The following is a 19,687-nucleotide window of genomic DNA, read 5'->3' on the forward strand; positions in this document are numbered from 1 at the left end:
AGATCCACGGAAGCTTGTAACTTCGGAACTGAGGAGCGCGAAAGAGCGCCTGCCTCCGACCAAAGTGCTGCTTGTTGTGCTGATGTTCTGAAGTGGGAAGCAGGAAAAAGGCGCATCGAATCAAAGCTCTGCGGATTGACAGAACGTCAAAGATGGAGATTTCCTGCTTTCGTATGCGATTAAGCCTGCACTTCAGAACGACCAGTGAGGAGCATATCCTGTCGATTCCCCTTTTTACCGATTGTAAGTGTACATATTCTATCACGCCGAATTTCTGCAGACAATATGACTTAGGTGTCGATGTAAATAAAATTTCATTTGCACTCGAGGGATTCCGTTTGCCTCATTCATTGTCCGTCCGGAGAACTTTAATGACCGCAGCAAGCTCTTCGTTTTCGTATCCGGCTTGTATCGCCTTTTCGTATAATCCCTTGGCGAAATTGGGGAAATCCGGATTGATCCGTGCTTCGCTTGCCTGCTTCACCCATAACTCTGCCGTTGACATGCAGGTTTTGACCGAGCTTTGGGGCTGATCATAAGTCTCCGACTGAATCAGTTCTCCTTCATGCTTGATCATTTGCCCGAAAACAGGGGAGATGTCGGCTATCATAGAACCGAACGTATCGACCCGGTGACCTTCGGATTCAAGAATGCGCGCGCCGTGAAAGAAGCCGAACATCGATCCGAATAACGTGGAAAGGGCAGCCAAATCCCATGCAGAGGCGGATCCAACCGATTCGCCCAGATATATCAGGTTTCCGGCCAAGATTCTAAGAACCGGCTCACTCCGCCGATATGCGCTTTCCGAGCCTGACAGGAATAAAGGTGTATCAGGCATTCCTATCTGAGGAGGTGTTGCCATAATGGCACCGTCCAGATAATCGGCACCCTGCTCATGAGCCCACGTCTCGCTGTTCCTTGCGTCTTGAGGAGTCCCCGTGCTGAGTTCCACCACTAACTTACCGGCCATTCTAGCGGCGACATCCTCTGATCCCAAGATGCTCCGCGATATCTCATAGGTTGCCACGCATACGATAATGATTGGGCTGGCATTCACAGCAAGTGCGGCATTGGGTTCAAAAACCGCTCCTTCCTGAACGAGAGCCTCTGCCTTCTCGCTTGTCCGGTTCCAGACCGTCACCTTCTTGCCGCTGCGCAGCAAGGTCCGGGCTAACGCTGAACCCATAGGACCCGCCCCAATAACCGTTATATCACTCATGTTTGTTCATTCCTCCCCATGATTTTTTGCCGTTATTCGTGTTTGTAATCCCTCGGCTATTTCATTGTAAGGCAGGATCGATTTGGCGTATAATGATTGAAAATCATACAAGCATCATTATTATTGATACCGAAATGAGGGTTGGTCGTACATGGAGCTATCGGATATGAAGGTGTTTCTGGCCATCGCAGAAGAAGGGAACATTTCCCGGGCTGCCGAACGATTGGGCTATGTACAATCGAATGTGACGGCAAGGATTCGCAAGTTGGAAGAAGAGCTAGGTCTTCCCTTATTTTACAGACATCCTAAAGGAGTAACGTTGACCGATAAAGGAGTGACCTTCAGTGAATACGCGAAGAGTATTCTGAATTTGTCGGAAGAAGCGGTGCAAGTCGTTAAAGAAACGGAATTTCCCAGCGGACCGCTTGCGATCGGCGTGGTGGACAGCGTAACTTGTCTGGATTTCATGGATACCCTGGCAGAATTTCAACGCCGGTATCCCGATGTTTCGCTGTCCATTTGGTCCGGGACGTCACCGGATCTTCTGACTAAAGTGCTGGACCATCAATTGGATGGAGCGTTCGTGACCGGCGAATTTGCTTCTCCGCACCTGGTATCTGAACATATCCAGCGCGAAGAGTTAACTTTGGTAACCCCGTCACATATGCGCGGGTTCCCGGATTTGTCACAGACGAGATGGGCCGTGTCGCCGGCAGGTTGTCCATTCAGGCGGGCATTGGAGGATTGGCTGCGAAGCGAGGGAGTTTCTTTCGATAATATCATCGAATTCAGCTCGCTGGAGACGCTGATCGGGTGCGTACGCTCCGGACTTGCTGCCACGCTGCTGCCGGCCTCCGTCTTAGCAGGGGACTACTCGGCGTTTGGGGCATTTCCGATTCCGGAACAGTACAGATATACGCAGACCTGTCTTATCCGCCGCAAAGATCGTTATTCCAGCAAAGCTTTCGTAGCATTCTCCAAGTTGATACTCGAATCCATGGCTGTGTAATGATGGAGGGGAAAAAATCAGACAGCGTCCTTATAGGAGGTACACACGAAGAGCCGCCAATCAGGCGGCTTTTTTGCTGCTTGTATGCGTGTCTGGTTTGCATCAGGATACCGTCGGCAGATGCTGTTCCAGCAGCATCACCAATTGTTTAACCATCACTTCTGGCGGATACGGCATCGAATTTACGATCCACCATTCCACCAGCCCCGTGATTGCAGCCGCCACAAATTGTACCGTGATCTCCCGATTCGCTCCTTGCGGAAGGCCATAAGTTTGGACCTGCTCCTCGACACCCCTGATGATGAAAGTCATCATTTGGCCTCTGAACGCGTGGGTTCCTTTTCTTGTCAACAACGTTTCGTAGATGTGCGCATGCCGTTCCAAATATTCAAACGTTTCAAGCAGCGGGCCATCGGACGCAAACAAGGTTGTGTCTTTTCCAGGCATGCAGGTCTCGTACAATTGCTTCAAGTAGCTGTCGATACACTGATCCAGCAAGTCGTATTTGTCGGCATAGTGCAAATAAATGGTCCCCCGGTTCACATTGGCCCGATCCGCAATTTCGTTGATCGTAATATGCTCGATTTTTTTCTCCTCCAATAATTCGACGAAGGCTTTGAGTATCGCTTCCCGCGTTTTTGCAATCCGTCTATCCATCGTTTCTCCTTTTTTTGAACACTCGATATGTGTTTGTTGATTTATCGACAAAAGCAAGAACATTACCGATTGATGCCGTCTTATCGCATTGATATGCTAAGTCTAATCAACATTTGTTGATAAATCAATATTTGTTAAAAATAATGGAGCGGAGGAGTATTTATGAACATATTGGTTTACGGGGCAGGCGTCTTAGGCAGCTACTTGGCGCACGTACTGGTGCGCGGAGGTCATGATGTGACTGTATTGGCCAGAGGCAAACGGGCGGAGGAACTGGAGCAGAGCGGCCTCGTCATCCGCCACTATTTTCAGCGCAAAACGACGGTCGACCGGATCCGGGTTATTCGTTCTTTGGACGCAGAGGAGAGCTTCGATCTCATCTTTGTCGTCATGACCTATCCGGATTTTCCATCCGTGCTGCCTGTACTGGCTGCGAATCAGAGCCGTCATATCGTTCTGGTAGGAAATAATGCGGATTCTCGCAGGATGCAGCATGAACTGCAGCAAATGAGCCGGACCGATAAACAGGTCGCCTTTGGTTTTCAGATTAGCGCGGGGCGGAGGGAAAATGGACGCATCGTCTGCATCCGCGCAGGCGGGCAAATGGTACTGGGCGGGATTGACGGGCCGGTTTCTTTTCGGTCATTGCTGGAAAAAGCGTTCGAAAGCACCAAATACAAGCTGGTGTTTCACAAGGATATGGACGCTTGGTTAAAGAGCCACATCGTTCCAATTTTGGCGATGAATGCTGCCTTGTTTGCCAAAGGCGGAAGGCTGCAAGAAATAGCGAAGGATAAAGAAATACGTACGCAGATCATTGCGGCGATTGATGAAGGTTTCGGGGTGCTTGAAGCCTTGGGATATACGATTACACCTGCCGGTCAAGCAGCATTTTTCCGCAACCATAAACGGACGGCCAGCCTGGCGCTGAAAATTTACCACAGCGTGCCGGTAGCCCGATTGGTGGACGGATCTTTCGAGGAAATCGCCGCCTTCTTCGAAGCGTTCGGTGATTGGAAGCGTAATGCGGGCATACCTACTCCCCGGCTGGACGATCTTGAGAAACAGTTTTTCTTCGATAAAAATACTGACAGCCAACACCTCCAACTGTCTTCAATTGACCGAGTTGGAGAATGAGCAATCGGTGAGAAACATGCTCCTGGGATCACTGATATAATGCATTTAATTACAACGCTTTTATAGGAGGTTGTTATTGATATGGGTGAAATCATTCTTACCATGCAGGTCTCGCTGGATGGCATTGTGTCGGACGAGCATCTTTGGATGACGCTTAGCAGGGAAATTCTTGAAGATTATCTGGATTATTATCAGACGATCGACGCGATCATCGTCGGCAGAAACTCGTACGCCTCATTAGCCGAATACTGGCAGCAGGCGGAGAACTCATCCGATGCATTGGAGCAGGCCATTGCCAAAAAGATGAACGACATTCCTAAACTGGTGGTATCGCACGCCGATGTGGAATTATCCTGGAGAAACTCGGAATTATTGCTGGTGAAAGACGAGCACTCCCTTCATGAAGAACTCCAAGCCCGAAAGAAAGCCGTGCAGCGAATTTCAGTGGAAAGCGGCGTGAAAACGTGGCAAACGTTTATCGAGCACGGGCTTTACGACAAATTATGGCTGCTGGTTCATCCGGTCGTCGCATCCCAAGGCGAGCATTTATTCGCACAGGCCGGACAGCGGCAGTCGCTGCAGTTGACGCAAACCAAAACCTATTCCAACGGAGTCGTTGGTTTACAGTACAAAACGGAACATATTTAATGAATAAGCAGAAAATCCGCAGGTTCCTTTTCAGGCCGAGTTCCATTCGTGTGTTTTTCAGCTATTTTTCACAAACGCGGCAGGCACGTCGGTCAAGCGGATTAAATTGATAAGGCACACCTTATATGAACAAAAAAACAACAACCCTTGCTTTTAGCCGTTCGGGTTGTTATTTTTTTAGGAGCCGGCCGCAGGAAGACTATAGCTTCTTGACCGATTCGCGTATGACAAGCTGAGTGGACAGCAAGATCTTTTTGTAACTGTTGAGCGTTTCACTGCTGCTGTTCTCGAACAGAAGCTTTGCCCCCTCGTAGCCGAGTTCCTCAAAATTCTGCTTGACGGTGCTCAGCGATACTTTGGCGTATTTGGCGCTTTCGATGTCGTCGAAGCCCATGATGGATACTTGATCGGGAATGTTGACTCCCCGCTGGGTAAGCTGCCCGATCATTTCGAGCGCCCGCCGGTCGTTCACGCAGAAGAGTGCGGTCAGCTCGCCCTGCTGAATTTGTCTGCATAGCTTCGTATAGTCCAAATCCCGCTCCAGGTATAACAGTTCGTCAGCCGGGGCAAGGGAGGCGTGAGTCATGGCATTCCGGTACCCGTTGAACCGGTCAACCTCGGTGCTCAAATGAAAATCATAGGCCGCAAATCCGATTTTCCGATGACCTTGGGCAATCAAATACTCCACGGCTTCGTAGGCGCCGTCGTGGTTGTTGCACGTAATGCAATTGACGGGATAACCTGCAGGAATACGATCGAGCATGACAAAGGGAATCGACTGTCGGCGAATCTCGTTCAGATATCCCTTGGCCAACTCCGGATGCGCGGAATAAATAAGCAGTCCCCGGTTCTCGGATTGGATCAGCTTTTGAATGACCTCACGCTCCTGATCGACGTCGTTTTCCACAAATTCAATGATGAGCCTGCAGTCCTGCTGGTTTACGAACGACTGAATCCCTTTAATGATCTGCATATACGAAGCGTCATACATTTCGTTGCCGGAAATCATAAAAGTGACGTAACTGGATGTTTTATGTACAGAAACGGCCGGATCGGCGACAAAGCTCCCTTTTCCCCGAATGCGGTAAATGACTCCTTCATTGACCAGCTCCGCCAGCGCCTTTCGCACCGTAATCGAGCTGACGTCAAGCAGTTTGGAGAACTCGGATTCGCTCGGAATTCGGTCATGGGTGCCAAGCTCTTTATTTTCTATTTGCAAAAGCACATAATCCTTCACTAACTGGTACTTCGGCAGTGTTGAGTCGTTCTTGCTCATGTAGGTTCACCTCTTATAGACATATCCCTAATTATATCGTACATCGGGGTAAAATATATGGTTCTGCACTGCAAGGCTTGAAACAAGTTGCGACAGATACCGTATGCATGCTGATATCCCAACTTTCCTTGTAGGTCCGGCCCGTAATTCTTATAATATGGTTACCCTAGTTTAAGGTTTTACATTAAGGAAAGGGACCGTCCATGGACAAAAACTACTCGCCGAAGCAGATGGCCACGAGACTTCATGTCAGCACCACCACCTTGCGGAGATATGAAGAACTCGATTTGGTGCCGGATGTGCCTCGCACAGCCAGTAATCGAAGATATTACACGCCGCTGCATGTACAAGCTTTCATTGCTTTACGCGCCTTAATCAAAGGATTCGAAATACCGGTCAGTTACGATGTCATGAGTTTGCTAAAAAAAGGGCACGTCGAACAGGCACTATGGACAATCAATCTCCATCAATACCATATTCAAGTAGAGAAACAACGCGTGGAAGAAATCATGGGCCTAATCCAGAAAACCGATTTCACCAAGTACAGAAATGTACATGTAACAGAAGAAATGAAAATCGGGGAAGTGGCCGCGATTGCTGGTGTAAACCCCTCCGCCATCCGCCATTGGGAAAAGGAGGGGCTTATTCGCTCCAAAAGGAACCCGGAAAACGGGTATCGGGTCTTTACGTCAGGGGAATTAAAAAAGATCATCGTACTGAGCAGTCTAAGGAAAACCGTCTATTTTATCGAAAATATGAAGCAGCTGCTCGCCGCTTTAGAGACATCTGATCTCGCTGCGATTGAACGCTCTTTCAAAGTGGCACTGCAAAAGCTGAATGAGCAGTTGAAAAACCAAATGAACGGCATATCCGAAATGATGAGATACATTGAGCTCCATTCTTTCTTCGAAGAGAATTAGGCAAGAATTGAATAGGTATGTTCTAACGATGCCCACCCCCCTTTTCCTATAATGAGTACATAAGGTCGGGCACGGGAGAAACGGCACGGCCAATACATTCTAAAGGAGAGAAACGGATATGAGTTTGAATGGAAAAGTTGCCATCGTTACTGGAGCATCGAGAGGGATCGGGAGACAAATTGCGTTACAATTGGCAGATGCCGGCGCGAAGGTCGTCGTGAATTACTCCTCCAATGAGGCAAAAGCGGTTGAGGTGGTACAGGCGATTGAGCAGGCCGGCGGCGAAGCGGCTGCCATCCGCGCCAATGTAGGCCGTTTGAATGAAGTCGAAGCGCTGTTCACGGAGACGCTGGAGCGGTTTGGACGCCTGGACATTCTGGTCAACAATGCCGGGATCATGGGACTGGCACCAATCGCGGAAGTGACGGAAGACATGTTTGACCGGCATTTCGAAATCAACGTGAAAGGAACGTACTTCGCTTGTCAGCAAGCGAACTTGCATATGGCGCAAGGCGGGACGATCATCAATTTTTCAACTTCGATTGCAGGAGCCATGCTCCCGGGTTACAGCATATACGCGGCAACCAAGGGTGCCGTAGAGCAGATCACCCGACAATTGGCCAAAGAATTCGGTCCTAAAGGAATCACGATTAACACCATTTCCCCTGGACAGGTAGCAACGGATCTGTTCTTGAACGGAAAATCCGAGGAACTGATCGATTCCTTTCGCCGCATGAACGCCTTCGGTCGACTTGGAGAAGTGGACGACATTGCGAATGCGGTCGAGCTGCTGGTCAGTGACAAAGCACGGTGGATTACGGGACAGACGATTCGCGTTAACGGCGGTTTCAACTGAACAATGATGAGTCATCCGCGCTAGCGGATGGACTTGGCGATTAAAGCTTCCGGCAGCGGGAGCTTTTTTCCTTGTTGGCTATATTTGGTTCATTCTATCTATAATCATTTTTTAGCTTGTCACAGAGGGACATAGCGCATAACATTTTTGTGTAGCGATCGATTTGCTGCATGATGACTATCACCTAAGACCAAAGGAGAAATACCCATTGAACACGAATCAAAGGGCCATCGCGTGCCTTGAACAAAATAAATACGACGAAGCGCTAGCGCTTTTCAAACAAGCTGTGGAAGAGTCACGGGACGTTCAGTCTTTGACCAATCTTGCGTGGATCTATGTGCATGAAGAGGAAGATCACGAGGCAGCCTTGGCATTGCTCCAAGAGGTCATCGCTTTAAAACCGGCATCTTATTTTCCATATAATTTGTTGGGTGAGGTTTATATTGTCATGGAAAAGTGGCCGGAGGCATCGGATATACTGGCCCGGTCCCTAGCGATTCAACCTTCGGAGGAAGCGTACAATAACCTGGCGATCGCGAGGTATCATTTGGGAGATATTCAGAGCGCTGCCGACTATTTTCAGCGTAGTGCTCAGCCCTCTGATTATGCGATGTACAGCCACATTAAATGCTTGATCGAGCTTGGGAGAGTGGAGGAGGCCAAAAGGAAACTGGACGCCTTTTCCGAAGAAGACGAAGAATTTGTCGGCCAGGTTGAAATGGCAGAATTGTATGTTGAACTGGGCTGTTTTGAGCAGGCTGTAGAATGGTTTGAAAAAGGATGGAAGTTATACTGGAAGACACCCGACTGGGTCAGCCGCTTTGTGTACACATTACTGAAAATCAACAAGGTCGCACGCGCACATGAAGTCCTAAGTGAGGTCATTCAGCAAAAAGCTGAGGACATCCGCGACGCAAACAAAGAGGCCTTTGACGACGATTGGACGGAGGAAGAAAAGGCCGAGTATATTCAGAAACTGGCTGAGGAACAGATGGCGTATGAGGGGCTGCTCCAGCGTATTTCGGCAGGCTATATTCCTCCCATGAAATACGATACTTCCTTGCGGTCCGGCTGTTACTTGTTCGGATGCGAGCGCCATCAACATCCCGAGTATCATGAATGAAATGAGAAATCAGGCTATAATGATGTGGACAAACTCCAAAATGAAAGGAAACGGGTCGCATGAACAACGTTACCAAAATGAAGATCGGCAAACCGGTCAGTGAGGTGTTTGAAGCTTTTGTTGATCCAGCTAAAATAGGGAATTTCTGGTTTACTTCAAGCTCTGAAAGATGGGAACAAGGCAAAACGATTACATTAAGTTACGACGAATACGATGCCCGGGGCGATATCAAGATCATGGAAATCAAAGAAAACCAAAAAATCGTGTTTCAATGGGGCGCCGATGGAGAAGGGCATGAAGTTACCATTACGATTGCTGAATCGGGAATTTCCGAAAGTATCGTCGAGGTGACGGAAGAAGGGTTTAACGAAAACGAGCAGAACTGGATACGTCAATTAGTGGATAATAAAGAAGGATGGGTCTATATGTTGACTTGTTTAAAAGGGTATTTGGAATATGGCGTTCAATTGAGAGCCTCCCTGATCAAATAGTTAGCCAAATGCTTGCACAGCCGCCGATATTGTTGAAATAGAAACAAAATCTCCATATAATAGGGTCATGCACCAACGGGCGGGAGGGCAGACCATGAATAAACAAGAACAGGTCATGATGGATTTCAGGGACTTATTTAACAAGATGGCTTGGCTTAATAAATCCAAGATGGAAGACAGTCTTAAGGGCTATAAGCCCTCTGAAGTCCATTGCATCGAAGCCATCGGAAAAAACGACGATCCCAACGTAACCAAACTTGCGGAATCCCTTTATATGACGAGAGGTGCCCTAAGTAAATTAACGAAGAAGCTTATGGAAAAAGGCCTGATCGAAAGCTACCAGAAGCCGGATAACAAAAAAGAAATCTATTTTAGGCTTACGGAGCAGGGGAAGGTCATTTTTAACATCCATGAGGTACTGCACCAAGAGTTTCAAGAGCGGGATCAAGCCGTGTTTGAGCAGGTAACCGAGGAGCAATTTGACGCTATGCTTCGCTTCATCCAAACGTACAGCAGGCATTTGGATGCCGAAATTATGAAACAGGGTATTAGTATTCATTAAGATGGACCCATTCGAATAATGAATAAGAAAACCGCAGGCAGTCGGGCTCTATGGAGCATGGCTGCTTTTTTGTTATGATTATTTTGTTGACAGGGAAACAAAGTTGCGTTATTGTTGACAAGGAAACAAACAACAACCTTCTGTGAGGTGATGAACATGGCAAAAGTCAAAGCCAAGGAACCAGGATTGCCCAAAGAAATGCTTATTGCCGCCTGGGCGATTGCTCTCGGAGCCATTGCCCCAATGCTGGACTCAACGATGGTGAACATCGCCATCGACCAGCTAACCAAGGATTTCAATACGACGCTGGATATCGTTCATTGGTCCATTACAGGGTATGTTTTAGCCCTTGCGATTGGGGTTCCGGTATCCGGATGGCTTATGAATACATGTAACGGAAAGAAAATCTTTATCGGAGCAGTCATCGCTTTTGGTGTCATTTCGGTGTTAGTAGGCGTAAGCTGGGATATTTCCAGTTTCATCTTTTTTCGTCTGCTTCAAGGGTTCAGCGCGGGAATCATAACGACGCTCATGTCCACCCTGTTGGTTCAAACAGCAGGTCCTGAAAATGTGGGGAAAGTGATGGCCATCGTCAGCACGCCTATGATTTTTGGACCAATTCTAGGGCCAGTCATCGGGGGCTTTATCGTTCAAGGCGCCTCTTGGCATTGGATATTCTTTATCAATGTGTTTATTGTTCTGATTGCTGCGCCCCTGATGATGAAAAAGATTCCCGACTTTGAACCGTTTGACAAAGACAGTAAACTCGATGTTGTTGGAATTATTGATTTGTCCTTCATGAGTGCGGCCCTGATTTACGGCATTACGAAAGCAGCGGACCATGCATCCTTTAACAATCGTGAAACTATCCTGTGGGTGGGCATGGGTCTTGCCTTAGCCGTCTTTTACTTCGTATATAATCGGATCCGAAAAAATCAAACCGTGCTTCCAATGAATTTATTTGCACACAAGAGCTTCGCGGCTGCGAGTATCGGCTTGTTTTTGGCGAATATTGCCGTCATGGGTCCGATGATCATCCTGCCGTTGTTCTTCCAAAACTTCCGGCATTTTACCGCCATTGAGGCCGCGCTTGCGTTAATTCCCCAAGGTGTCGGGATGCTCATTACCCGGCCGCTGATCGGAAAAATGATTGATCAGATCGGCGCGAAATACGTAGTTCTGGTCAGCCTTGTCATATCGCTTATTGGTTCCATTCCGCTGATCTTTATCACCGATCATACAAGCATGATCTGGATTTCCATCGTATTGTTTATCCGGGGTACCAGTTTTGGAGGAATTATGCTTCCGCTTACGAGTGACGCTTATACAGGACTGGACAGCAAACAACTTCCGCAAGCAGGTGTCGGAATCAATATGATTGAAAACCTGGGTTCAAGCTTTGGTTCAGCGGTTATCGCAACTGTCGTCGCAGCGGCCCTGCAAGGAATGCAGCCAACGATAGCGAACGGATTAAAGGGTTATCATACAGGATTTTTGGTATCCGCCGTTGTCCTTGCGGTAATCTGCATCCCGGGTCTATTCCTTACCCATAAAAAAAGCGCATCATAACGATCATCTCTTCACATTCAAAGGCGGATGCATGCCATTCAGACAGCTTCCATAAGGAACGGATGCCACCTGGCATTCGTTTTTTTGCGTGACAAGGGTTCCAGACGGCGGTTAGCGAATACAGGACAATCATCCGGCGCATAGGCATCCAAAGAAAGACAACCGGAAGTATTTGGAGGAAGGCGGTGATCTGATCAGAACGATCTGAACCGGAGGATTTCCACAAGGATTTCCTCAAGAACATGGCATGGATAAAGGGAGGAGAGCCCTATCAAACGGTGGAACGACTATTTGCTGAAAACAAAAATGTTTATCGCATTCTCGGCGGTATCCCTGTTTATCGTGACGTTGACCTGCCTGATGTTTGACTACAAAAATGTAAGCGATATCAAAAGCCAAACGTTCGCACTATCGGATACGATTACGAGGCAGTTCAGCAGGACGTTCGAGCTGTATGTTCAGGACATTGAAAAATTATCCGTGTCGATCATCGGGGATTCCATCATCCAAAACAGCCTGATCGATCATTACCATACCGACGATCCTGTGGAACAGAACGAAATCGAGCTCACGATCAACAATCGGCTGTTCACGCATCTACAGTCGAGATCCCAATTGCAGAGCATTTACCTGTTTACTTTGGACCATAATGCTTATTTTGTATCGAAAGCCAGCGGACCTAAAGTCAGTTTTCATCTGGAAGATGAAATCTGGTATCCCCGGACAGCCGAAATCATGACAAACAAGTTCATTTTACTGCCTGTCTGTGAGGAAAATACCGGAGGAGACCGCCGGGAGAAGGTTATCTCATTTGTGCGGAACATCAACCGCATCCCTTATCGGGACACCCTCGCGTATATGAAGATCAACATCAATGTGAACGTGATTAACGACATGCTCGTCATGTCCGATGCCAACGAATTTGAACGGAGCATGAGGGTTCTCATTGTGACGGACCAGGGAGACATCGTTTACGACGACAAGGACGAACTGACCGGAAACACCCATTCGGGACTGGGCAAGTCCGCATTTCAGAATTCGCCTCACTCGGGGGAACTGACGTGGATGGGGCAGCGTTACCTGTACACGATCGAGCATTCGGATTATACCAAATGGAATACGGTTATTCTTACGCCGAAAGACTTTTTATTGTCCAAGCAGAAGAAGTCGCAGTATATTCTCGCTCTTGCCGGGCTGCTCGCCACAGTCCTGATCGCCTTGGTGTCTTATGTTTTGTCTCACCAGATCACGATTCCGCTGCGTAACTTGATGAAGAAAATGACGCGGGTCGAGCAGGGCGATTTCAGCCAGTATATGTCCGTAACAGGAAATCACGAAATCAGCAGGCTGAGCCGGATTTACAACAACATGCTGGACAGCATTTCCCGCCTGATCAACGAAGTATACGAATCCAAATTGGCGGAGAAAAATGCCCAGTTATCGGCGCTGCAGGCGCAGATCAATCCTCATTTTTTGTACAACACCCTGAACATCATGAAGTCAATCAGCCGTGTCCGGGGTATCGAGGAGGTTGCCGAAATGTCGGAATCGCTCGCAGAGCTGTTCCAATACAGCATGAAAAATTTACAGCACCCGGTCCCCCTTCAAGAGGAACTGAACCATATCGAAAATTACATGAACATCCAGCATCACCGTTTCGGCAGCAGGTTCGAGCTTCACGTGTCCGTCCCTGAGCATCTGCTCCATGCATCGGTATTGAAATTAACGATACAGCCTCTGATCGAAAACGCCATCATCCATGGACTGGGTAACATGAAGTCCGGCGGAAGGATTGACCTTCGGGCGATGCAAAACGGCAGCTCGTTCGTCATCGAGGTGTCCGATAACGGCCAAGGCATGGACAAGGAGCAGCTGGAAGGGCTGCGGAGCGCACTCCAGCATGCTGCACAATCGAGCCGCCGCATTCAAGACCAGCCGTATGGCATCGGACTCAGCAATATCCGTGAACGGATTCGGTTGTTCTATGGGGCTGAATACGGGATGGAGCTGGAGAGCAGCCAGGGTGGAGGGACGATCGTCCGGATTACGTTACCGTTTAGGGATCACGACAGCTGGAATAAGGAGGAGGGTTCGGATGAATATATTTCTGGTGGAGGATGAGCATTGGGCGCTTGCGGAGCTCGTCGAATTGTTCCGGATCTATGAGGCGCAGCACCGCATTTTTGCATTTGGCAGCGGAGATGAAGCGTTGGCCGCGGCCTATGAGAACACGCCCGACCTGGTAGTGACCGACATCACGATGCCGGGAATGGACGGGCTGGAATTGATCAAAGCGTTAATCGGCGTCCACCCAGACCTCAAAGCGATCGTGCTGAGCGTACATGACCAGTTTACCTATGCCCAGCAGGGAATGAAAATGGGAGTCATCGACTATTTGCTGAAGCCTGTGCGCAAGGAGGTTTTATACGCGGCCATCGATCAAACGCTTCTTCAAATTACAAACGATACGAAAAGAAAAACCGAACGTATGCATGCAGCCGTCACACAGATGCTCTTGTCTTCAGAGACCCCGGAGAATGAGTATACGGCATCGGTTACCGGGAGCCTATATTTTGCAGCATTACTGCAAATAGATGGTCATGCTTCGGAAGAGGGCGGGAAGGATACGGCGCTCGGCAGCGTACGATCGGTATTTCTCAAGCGGCTGCGGGAACAAGACCTCTACGGCATCGACGTTGGCGCGAAGCGGAAGGTTCTGCTTGCAGCCTTAGAGGATGAACAGCTTATTGCATATTGTACGTCCTGCCTTCAAATGCTCTATCAACAATTGATCCGTTCCGGAATTCAAGTGCACATGGGTTACGTCATCAAGATGAAGGGGGAGTCCCTGCACTCCAGCTATACGGCACTGAACAAAATGATCGAGGAGCAGAGGAAGTTCGGGATGTCCACATACGTAACGCCGGACACACGCAGTGTAGAGGCTGAAATCGGCGAAATATGGGATCGTGCCAGGCTGCTCCAAAATTTTATCGCACAGGGAGAAATTCAAAAGGGGAAAGATACGATTCAGAGCATAGTTCATGAATTGAAGCATCATCAACTGACTTTGAAGCAGCTGACATTGTTCATTAGTGATCTTTTCTATTCGCTCAAATATAACCTTCATGCTTCTACCAAGCGGGACACCCGGATCGCAGCGCACCATGACGACATGCATGTACTTCACGAATTCACTACGTATGATGAACTGTCCGGCTGGCTCACCCGTAAAGTATTCGGGCTGTTCGGCGGGCAGACACCTTTAGATCAGAAACCCAAGGAACTTGTCCCCATTCTGTTAAATCATATCCATTTGAATTATGAGCATGATCTTTCACTTCAGCAGTTTGCCGCGGAACATCACGTAAGCCTTGGTTATTTGTCACGCCTGTTTAAAACCCAAACGGGGTACACCTTCTCAGACTATTTGATCAGGCACCGGATCGAAGCAGCCAAAACGCTGCTGAGTGAGGGAGCCCGCATCACGGATGTCAGCAGACTTGTCGGTTATGAGGATCCAAAGCATTTCAGCCAAGTATTCAAACGAATCGTCGGCGCCCCCCCTAAAACATACGCTCAAATGCAAAAAAGAAAATTCACCCCCTAAAAATGGGCAAAAGCACAGGTGTTCACCCATCCGTAATCCATCTAATCTTAATTTACGAGGGAACCCGGGCCCTTGATGCTGCATCGTTTCTCCCATCGAAAACGCATTCAACCTTTGAGCAATCCGCAGGATCCAATGAAGGAATCAGTTAGGGAGGTTGTATAAACATGAAGACGACGAAGAGCAAACCGCTTGCATTCGTTACCAGTATCGTGTTGATGATGACGCTGCTTGCAGGCTGTGGGGGAGGGGGCAATGCCGCCGAAGGCGATACTGGAACCGCCGGTTCGACTTCGAAAAAGACGACGCTGACGTTGATGGTCGGCAATACAGGTACAACCCTGGAGGCGCTGAAAGCCGTAGCGGCAGAGGCCGAGAAAAAGCTGAATATCGCTATCGAATTCGATATTAAACCGGACGGCGGGGAAGGCGACAATCTGGTCAAGACGCGCCTGGCCACCGGCGATATGGATGATCTGCTCGTATATAACACCGGATCGCTTTTTCTGGCGCTAAATCCGGAAGAGCACTTCATGGATGTTACGAGCGAACCTTTTATGGCGAATGTGCTCGATTCCTTCAAGACGGTCGTCACATCCAACGGTAAAGTATACGGTGCTCCTGTGGGCTCCACCAATGCAGGGGGCATTCTTTACAACAAAAAGGTTTACGCCGACCTTGGCTTATCCGTACCGAAAACATGGGATGAATTCATGGCTAACAACGAGAAGATCAAAGCAGCCGGTAAAACCGCCGTTCTCGCTTCCTACAAGGATACTTGGACTTCACAGTTGTTTGTGCTGGCCGACTTCTATAACGTTCAGGCGCAAGTGCCGAATTTCGCGACGGATTACACGGCCAACAAGGTCAAGTATGCAACCACGCCTGCGGCTCTTCGCGGCTTCGAAAAGATCGAAGAAGTGTACAAGAAGGGCTATATGAATAAGGATTTTCTGGCAACGACCTATGACGTGGCGCTGAAAATGCTGGCCACCGGCGAAGGCGTGCATTACCCGATGCTGTCCAGCGGACTCGACACGATCATGGCCAATACGCCGGACCAGATCGACGACATCGGATTTTTCGCCCAGCCGAGCGACAGCGTGGACGTAAACGGGCTGACCATATGGATGCCGAGCGGCCTGTATATCAACAAAGACACTAAAAATGCCGACGCGGCAAAGAAATGGGTGGACTATTTTGTCTCTCCGGAAGGTCAGGCCGTATTCGCTTCCAAGGTGAAAGCGGCGGGACCATACGTGATCAAAGGCGCCACACTGCCGGACGATTCTTACGGTGCCGTGAAAGACATGCAGCATTATTTCGACGAGGGGCACACTGCTCCAGCGCTTGAATTCGTTTCCCCGGTCAAAGGGCCGAACCTCGAAAACATTACGGTCGCTGTCGGCAGCGGCATCAGCACAGGCAAGAAAGGGGCCGAAGACTACGACAAGGACGTGGAGAAACAGGCGCAGCAGCTGAACCTTCCTGGCTGGTAACCGCCGAGAAAGGAGAACTTCATGACCAAAACCAAGATGAGAACGTATTCGTATTTCTTTTTACTGCCAGCCGGCATCATTTACTTCGTCTTTTATTTGCTCCCTACCATCCTGTCGTTTTTCTTCAGCATGACGAGATGGACCTTAACAAAATGGACGTATATCGGCTTTGAGAACTATGCCACGTTTTTCTCCGAAACGTCGCTGAGCATCGGATTCCGGAACACGCTCGTGTATGCCGTCGTGACCTGCGGGTTAAAAGTCGTGCTTGGTCTTCTGCTAGGTGCCTTCCTTACGTCCAGGATTTTGTTCAAAAACTATTTGCGTTCGGTTATTTTCTTTCCGACCTTGTTAAGTACGATCGCTGTGGGGATCGCATTTTCCACGATGATGCACCCATCGCACGGGATGTTCAACACCGTCCTGGCCTCTCTCGGCATCACCGGTCCGGATTGGCTGGGCAATACAAAAATCGCGTTATTGTCCGTTGCGATGGTCGATGTCTGGAAGGGCGTCGGCGTCGCTACGGTCATCTATATCGCAGGGATATCGGCGATTCCCCAGGAATATTACGAAGCCTTGAAGATCGACGGAGGGAACAACTATTCCGCTTTTTGGAACATTACGCTGCCGCTGAGCCGGCCGGCCATGAACTCCGTCATTATTCTTGCATTCATCGGCGGCCTGCGCTCCTTCGATTTGATTTGGGCGATGACGAAGGGCGGACCCGGTTTTACGACCGACCTGATCGCCTCCATTATTTACAAGCAGTACCAGGCCGGTTTCTATGGACTCGCTACGGCCGGTAACGTGATCTTGTTCATCGCCGTCTCGGTGCTGGCGTTCCCGCTCTATAAGTTCCTGACGAAAAGCGAGGTGAACTTATGAGCAAAGGTATAAGCAGCAATCACATGATCAGGGGCATCCGCGGAAGCAGGAGTGAGCGCGCTGACGGCAGGCTATCTAAACGGGTGAGGAAAATCGCTCTGGGTATCGTGGCACTCCTTCTGAGTACCTTGATCTTTTGGATTCCCTTTTACTTTGTAATCATCAATTCGCTTAAGAATCAGGCGGAATCTGCTGATATGAGCATGGCTTGGCCGACCAGCTTTCATTTCCTGGACAATTATAAAGCCGTCCTGACCGCCTCGGATTACATGCTGATCCGCGCATTCATCAACAGCACGCTGCTCACCGTCCTGTCCATCAGCATCCTCGTTATTGTGGCGGCGATGGCCGGCTTCGTGCTGCAGCGCAGGGAAGGAGGGAGGACGTCCTCCTTCATTAATTTTCTTGTGCTCGCCGGGCTGATGATCCCGCCGGCCATCGTGCCAACGATCTGGGTGCTCGATTCCATCGGCTTGTTTAAGACGCTGGCGGGAATCACGCTTATCGAAGTCGCGCTTCATTTTCCGTTTGCGGCGATTCTGTACAAAGCGTTTGTGGCGACGCTCCCCCGTGAAGTCGATGAGAGCGCTTTGATCGACGGATGCGGCGGCGGCCGGTTATTTTTGAGCATCATTTTTCCGCTATTGAAGCCGGTGACCTCGACTGTGATCGTGCTGACGTCCATCAATGTGTTTAACGACTTTGTCAATCCGCTTTACTTTTTCCCCGGCGCGGACAACGCCACGATCCAGCTGACGCTGTACAATTTCATGAGCCGGTTCACGACATCATGGAACCTGCTGTTTGCGGACATCGTGCTGATCTCGATCCCGCCGCTCATTCTCTTTATTTTCTTTAACAAGAAAATCGTGGCGGGGATGACGGCAGGGGCGGTCAAAGGCTAGAAGAATGACCCGGCTAAATGTGCATCACAAATCGTCCGGATCGGTGCGGTTTCTGTCCCGATCGACCATGAATCAGAAAAACACGGGGATTATGATGTTATTAGAAAACGGTTACAGATCTTCTAATTGTGGAGCAGCGAATCTATAACGGGTGAAAGGGATGAGGAAATGGCGGTCAAAATCGGAATCGTCGGCATGAATGGAATCGGGAATAACCACGCCAATTGTTATAAGGATGACGAATTGGCGGATGTTGTAGCGGTATGTGACGTCGTTCGGGAACGCGCGGATGCCGCTGCGGAAAGACACGGCGTCAAAGCCTATTACAGCTTGAAGGACATGATCGAGAACGAGCCGGATTTGCAGGTCGTGGACATTACGACCGGAGGGATTGATAACGGAAGCTGGCATTTCGAACCGGCGATGGAAGCGATCGGTTACGGCAAGCATGTGCTCGTCGAAAAGCCGCTCTGCAATGATGTCCGTGAAGGCCGCGAACTCGTTGCGTTCGCGGAGAAGCAGAAGGTGTATCTCGGATGCAACCTGAATCACTATTTCACCGCTCCTGCAGAGAAGGCGAAGGCTTACGTGGACGGCGGAGATATCGGCGAGCTTGTGTACTGCCTCGCTAAGATGGGCTTCAACGGCGGGGAAGCGAATTATGCGCCTGCCGGCTCCGCGAAAATCAGCGGGCATCCGTATTTTCACATGCGGGCGTTCCTGACCCATCCGTTCAGTGTGATGCGGCATTTCTGCGGGGACATCACCCACATCCAAACGTTCTCGGACCGGCCGGGGTTCCGCCGCAGCGCCGGAGACGTGATGGTGTCCATCAACAGCATTCATGTCAAGTTTGCGAATGGCGGCGTCGGGTACCTGCTTAGCCAGCGGGGCGATGCGGTATATGGGCTCGGCGGCTGGTGGAGCCTGGAGGTGGCTGGATCCAAGGGAACATTCTGCATCGAAAATTGCGTCGAGAAGGTTTCATTCTGGAAAGCGGAGAAGGGCATCGCTGCAATCAGCGTTCAACCGGAGCCGATCGTCACCGATTTTGGAACAAACGATTTTAACCGGACGTTCAACAACCGGCTGCACGCCTTCCTGGAGGATGTAGAGAACAAAGTGTCTCAGGACCAGCTGCGCGCCAGCGGCCGCGATGCACTGGCCGTATTGGAATACGTTCATGCGGTTCAGGAGTCCTACGAACTCGGCGGTGAAGTCGTTCGGCCGCATCCGCTGCCGCCGCTGCATGGAGATCCGCTGTATTTGAAGTAAGAAATCCGGATGATATCCATTATTCGAATATTCGAAGAACAAG

18 protein-coding genes are annotated in these 19,687 nt (G+C 49.5%); 15 read left to right on the plus strand and 3 right to left on the minus strand.

Annotated elements, in window-relative coordinates; genetic code table 11:
* Positions 1 to 343 precede the first annotated feature (343 nt).
* Positions 344 to 1,219, minus strand: coding sequence for an NAD(P)-dependent oxidoreductase (locus tag BCV73_RS12315; protein WP_089547317.1), 876 nt, complete (start codon positions 1,217 to 1,219; stop codon positions 344 to 346).
* Positions 1,220 to 1,370: 151 nt separating this feature from the next.
* Here BCV73_RS12315 and BCV73_RS12320 point away from each other — a divergent pair, with 151 nt between their 5' ends.
* Positions 1,371 to 2,228 carry a LysR family transcriptional regulator gene (locus tag BCV73_RS12320; protein ID WP_089547318.1) on the plus strand — a complete coding sequence of 286 codons (858 nt, stop codon included), beginning with the start codon at positions 1,371 to 1,373 and terminating at the stop codon, positions 2,226 to 2,228.
* Between the two features lie 102 nt (positions 2,229 to 2,330).
* On the opposite strand, the gene BCV73_RS12325 is transcribed toward BCV73_RS12320, so the two are convergent.
* Entirely contained in the window at positions 2,331 to 2,885 is a 555-nt protein-coding gene (locus BCV73_RS12325) for a TetR/AcrR family transcriptional regulator (RefSeq protein WP_076165501.1), read from the minus strand.
* Between the two features lie 162 nt (positions 2,886 to 3,047).
* Between BCV73_RS12325 and BCV73_RS12330 the strand changes: the two genes are divergently transcribed.
* Complete coding sequence (locus BCV73_RS12330; RefSeq protein WP_089547319.1) at positions 3,048 to 4,022, plus strand: ketopantoate reductase family protein; 975 nt, start codon at positions 3,048 to 3,050, stop codon at positions 4,020 to 4,022.
* Between the two features lie 81 nt (positions 4,023 to 4,103).
* Positions 4,104 to 4,670, plus strand: a complete 567-nt coding sequence (locus tag BCV73_RS12335) for a dihydrofolate reductase family protein (protein WP_089547320.1) — start codon at positions 4,104 to 4,106, stop codon at positions 4,668 to 4,670.
* A 199-nt stretch (positions 4,671 to 4,869) separates the two neighbouring features.
* Here the strand turns inward: BCV73_RS12335 and BCV73_RS12340 are convergent, their stop codons facing one another.
* Positions 4,870 to 5,946, minus strand: coding sequence for a GntR family transcriptional regulator (locus tag BCV73_RS12340; protein ID WP_089547321.1), 1,077 nt, complete (start codon positions 5,944 to 5,946; stop codon positions 4,870 to 4,872).
* Positions 5,947 to 6,149: 203 nt separating this feature from the next.
* Here BCV73_RS12340 and BCV73_RS12345 point away from each other — a divergent pair, with 203 nt between their 5' ends.
* The 12 genes from BCV73_RS12345 (at position 6,150) to BCV73_RS12400 (ending at position 19,644) form a co-directional block, all read left to right on the plus strand.
* Positions 6,150 to 6,866 carry a MerR family DNA-binding transcriptional regulator gene (locus BCV73_RS12345; RefSeq protein WP_089547322.1) on the plus strand — a complete coding sequence of 239 codons (717 nt, stop codon included), beginning with the start codon at positions 6,150 to 6,152 and terminating at the stop codon, positions 6,864 to 6,866.
* 118 nt (positions 6,867 to 6,984) lie between these two features.
* Entirely contained in the window at positions 6,985 to 7,722 is a 738-nt protein-coding gene (locus BCV73_RS12350) for an SDR family oxidoreductase (protein ID WP_076165482.1), read from the plus strand.
* Positions 7,723 to 7,930: 208 nt separating this feature from the next.
* Entirely contained in the window at positions 7,931 to 8,845 is a 915-nt protein-coding gene (locus BCV73_RS12355) for a tetratricopeptide repeat protein (protein WP_089547323.1), read from the plus strand.
* Positions 8,846 to 8,904: 59 nt separating this feature from the next.
* Entirely contained in the window at positions 8,905 to 9,336 is a 432-nt protein-coding gene (locus BCV73_RS12360) for an SRPBCC family protein (protein ID WP_076165478.1), read from the plus strand.
* 94 nt (positions 9,337 to 9,430) lie between these two features.
* Entirely contained in the window at positions 9,431 to 9,898 is a 468-nt protein-coding gene (locus tag BCV73_RS12365; RefSeq protein ID WP_089547324.1) for a MarR family transcriptional regulator, read from the plus strand.
* A 156-nt stretch (positions 9,899 to 10,054) separates the two neighbouring features.
* A complete protein-coding gene (locus tag BCV73_RS12370; RefSeq protein WP_089547325.1) occupies positions 10,055 to 11,467 on the plus strand; it encodes an MDR family MFS transporter in 1,413 nt (470 codons plus the stop codon).
* A 291-nt stretch (positions 11,468 to 11,758) separates the two neighbouring features.
* The gene (locus tag BCV73_RS12375; protein WP_089547326.1) at positions 11,759 to 13,588 is read left to right on the plus strand and encodes a cache domain-containing sensor histidine kinase; all 1,830 of its coding nucleotides are present in this window, start codon (positions 11,759 to 11,761) and stop codon (positions 13,586 to 13,588) included.
* The gene (locus BCV73_RS12380) at positions 13,563 to 15,077 is read left to right on the plus strand and encodes a response regulator transcription factor (protein WP_179231977.1); all 1,515 of its coding nucleotides are present in this window, start codon (positions 13,563 to 13,565) and stop codon (positions 15,075 to 15,077) included. Before BCV73_RS12375 ends, BCV73_RS12380 begins: the two co-directional genes overlap by 26 nt.
* 167 nt (positions 15,078 to 15,244) lie before the next feature.
* A complete protein-coding gene (locus BCV73_RS12385) occupies positions 15,245 to 16,576 on the plus strand; it encodes an ABC transporter substrate-binding protein (protein ID WP_089547328.1) in 1,332 nt (443 codons plus the stop codon).
* A gap of 21 nt (positions 16,577 to 16,597) precedes the next feature.
* A complete protein-coding gene (locus tag BCV73_RS12390) occupies positions 16,598 to 17,464 on the plus strand; it encodes a carbohydrate ABC transporter permease (protein WP_076165466.1) in 867 nt (288 codons plus the stop codon).
* Positions 17,465 to 17,661: 197 nt separating this feature from the next.
* Positions 17,662 to 18,369, plus strand: coding sequence for a carbohydrate ABC transporter permease (locus BCV73_RS12395; RefSeq protein WP_256992828.1), 708 nt, complete (start codon positions 17,662 to 17,664; stop codon positions 18,367 to 18,369).
* A gap of 168 nt (positions 18,370 to 18,537) precedes the next feature.
* Entirely contained in the window at positions 18,538 to 19,644 is a 1,107-nt protein-coding gene (locus tag BCV73_RS12400) for a Gfo/Idh/MocA family protein (RefSeq protein ID WP_076165463.1), read from the plus strand.
* The last annotated feature ends 43 nt before the right edge of the window (positions 19,645 to 19,687 follow it).

Source organism: Paenibacillus sp. SSG-1 (genome assembly GCF_002224835.1).
Classification (GTDB): domain Bacteria; phylum Bacillota; class Bacilli; order Paenibacillales; family Paenibacillaceae; genus Paenibacillus_AQ; species Paenibacillus_AQ favisporus.

What these genes read in the sequence shown, in the direction of transcription:
- BCV73_RS12400 (WP_076165463.1), top strand. Translation starts at nt 18,538, where the DNA reads ATGGCGGTCAAAATCGGAATCGTCGGCATGAATGGAATCGGGAATAAC.
- BCV73_RS12385 (WP_089547328.1), top strand. Translation starts at nt 15,245, where the DNA reads ATGAAGACGACGAAGAGCAAACCGCTTGCATTCGTTACCAGTATCGTG.
- BCV73_RS12330 (WP_089547319.1), top strand. Translation starts at nt 3,048, where the DNA reads ATGAACATATTGGTTTACGGGGCAGGCGTCTTAGGCAGCTACTTGGCG.
- BCV73_RS12335 (WP_089547320.1), top strand. Translation starts at nt 4,104, where the DNA reads ATGGGTGAAATCATTCTTACCATGCAGGTCTCGCTGGATGGCATTGTG.
- BCV73_RS12395 (WP_256992828.1), top strand. Translation starts at nt 17,662, where the DNA reads ATGAGCATGGCTTGGCCGACCAGCTTTCATTTCCTGGACAATTATAAA.
- BCV73_RS12380 (WP_179231977.1), top strand. Translation starts at nt 13,563, where the DNA reads ATGAATATATTTCTGGTGGAGGATGAGCATTGGGCGCTTGCGGAGCTC.
- BCV73_RS12370 (WP_089547325.1), top strand. Translation starts at nt 10,055, where the DNA reads ATGGCAAAAGTCAAAGCCAAGGAACCAGGATTGCCCAAAGAAATGCTT.
- BCV73_RS12340 (WP_089547321.1), bottom strand. Translation starts at nt 5,946, where the DNA reads ATGAGCAAGAACGACTCAACACTGCCGAAGTACCAGTTAGTGAAGGAT.
- BCV73_RS12320 (WP_089547318.1), top strand. Translation starts at nt 1,371, where the DNA reads ATGGAGCTATCGGATATGAAGGTGTTTCTGGCCATCGCAGAAGAAGGG.
- BCV73_RS12390 (WP_076165466.1), top strand. Translation starts at nt 16,598, where the DNA reads ATGACCAAAACCAAGATGAGAACGTATTCGTATTTCTTTTTACTGCCA.
- BCV73_RS12345 (WP_089547322.1), top strand. Translation starts at nt 6,150, where the DNA reads ATGGACAAAAACTACTCGCCGAAGCAGATGGCCACGAGACTTCATGTC.
- BCV73_RS12325 (WP_076165501.1), bottom strand. Translation starts at nt 2,885, where the DNA reads ATGGATAGACGGATTGCAAAAACGCGGGAAGCGATACTCAAAGCCTTC.
- BCV73_RS12350 (WP_076165482.1), top strand. Translation starts at nt 6,985, where the DNA reads ATGAGTTTGAATGGAAAAGTTGCCATCGTTACTGGAGCATCGAGAGGG.
- BCV73_RS12360 (WP_076165478.1), top strand. Translation starts at nt 8,905, where the DNA reads ATGAACAACGTTACCAAAATGAAGATCGGCAAACCGGTCAGTGAGGTG.
- BCV73_RS12315 (WP_089547317.1), bottom strand. Translation starts at nt 1,219, where the DNA reads ATGAGTGATATAACGGTTATTGGGGCGGGTCCTATGGGTTCAGCGTTA.
- BCV73_RS12365 (WP_089547324.1), top strand. Translation starts at nt 9,431, where the DNA reads ATGAATAAACAAGAACAGGTCATGATGGATTTCAGGGACTTATTTAAC.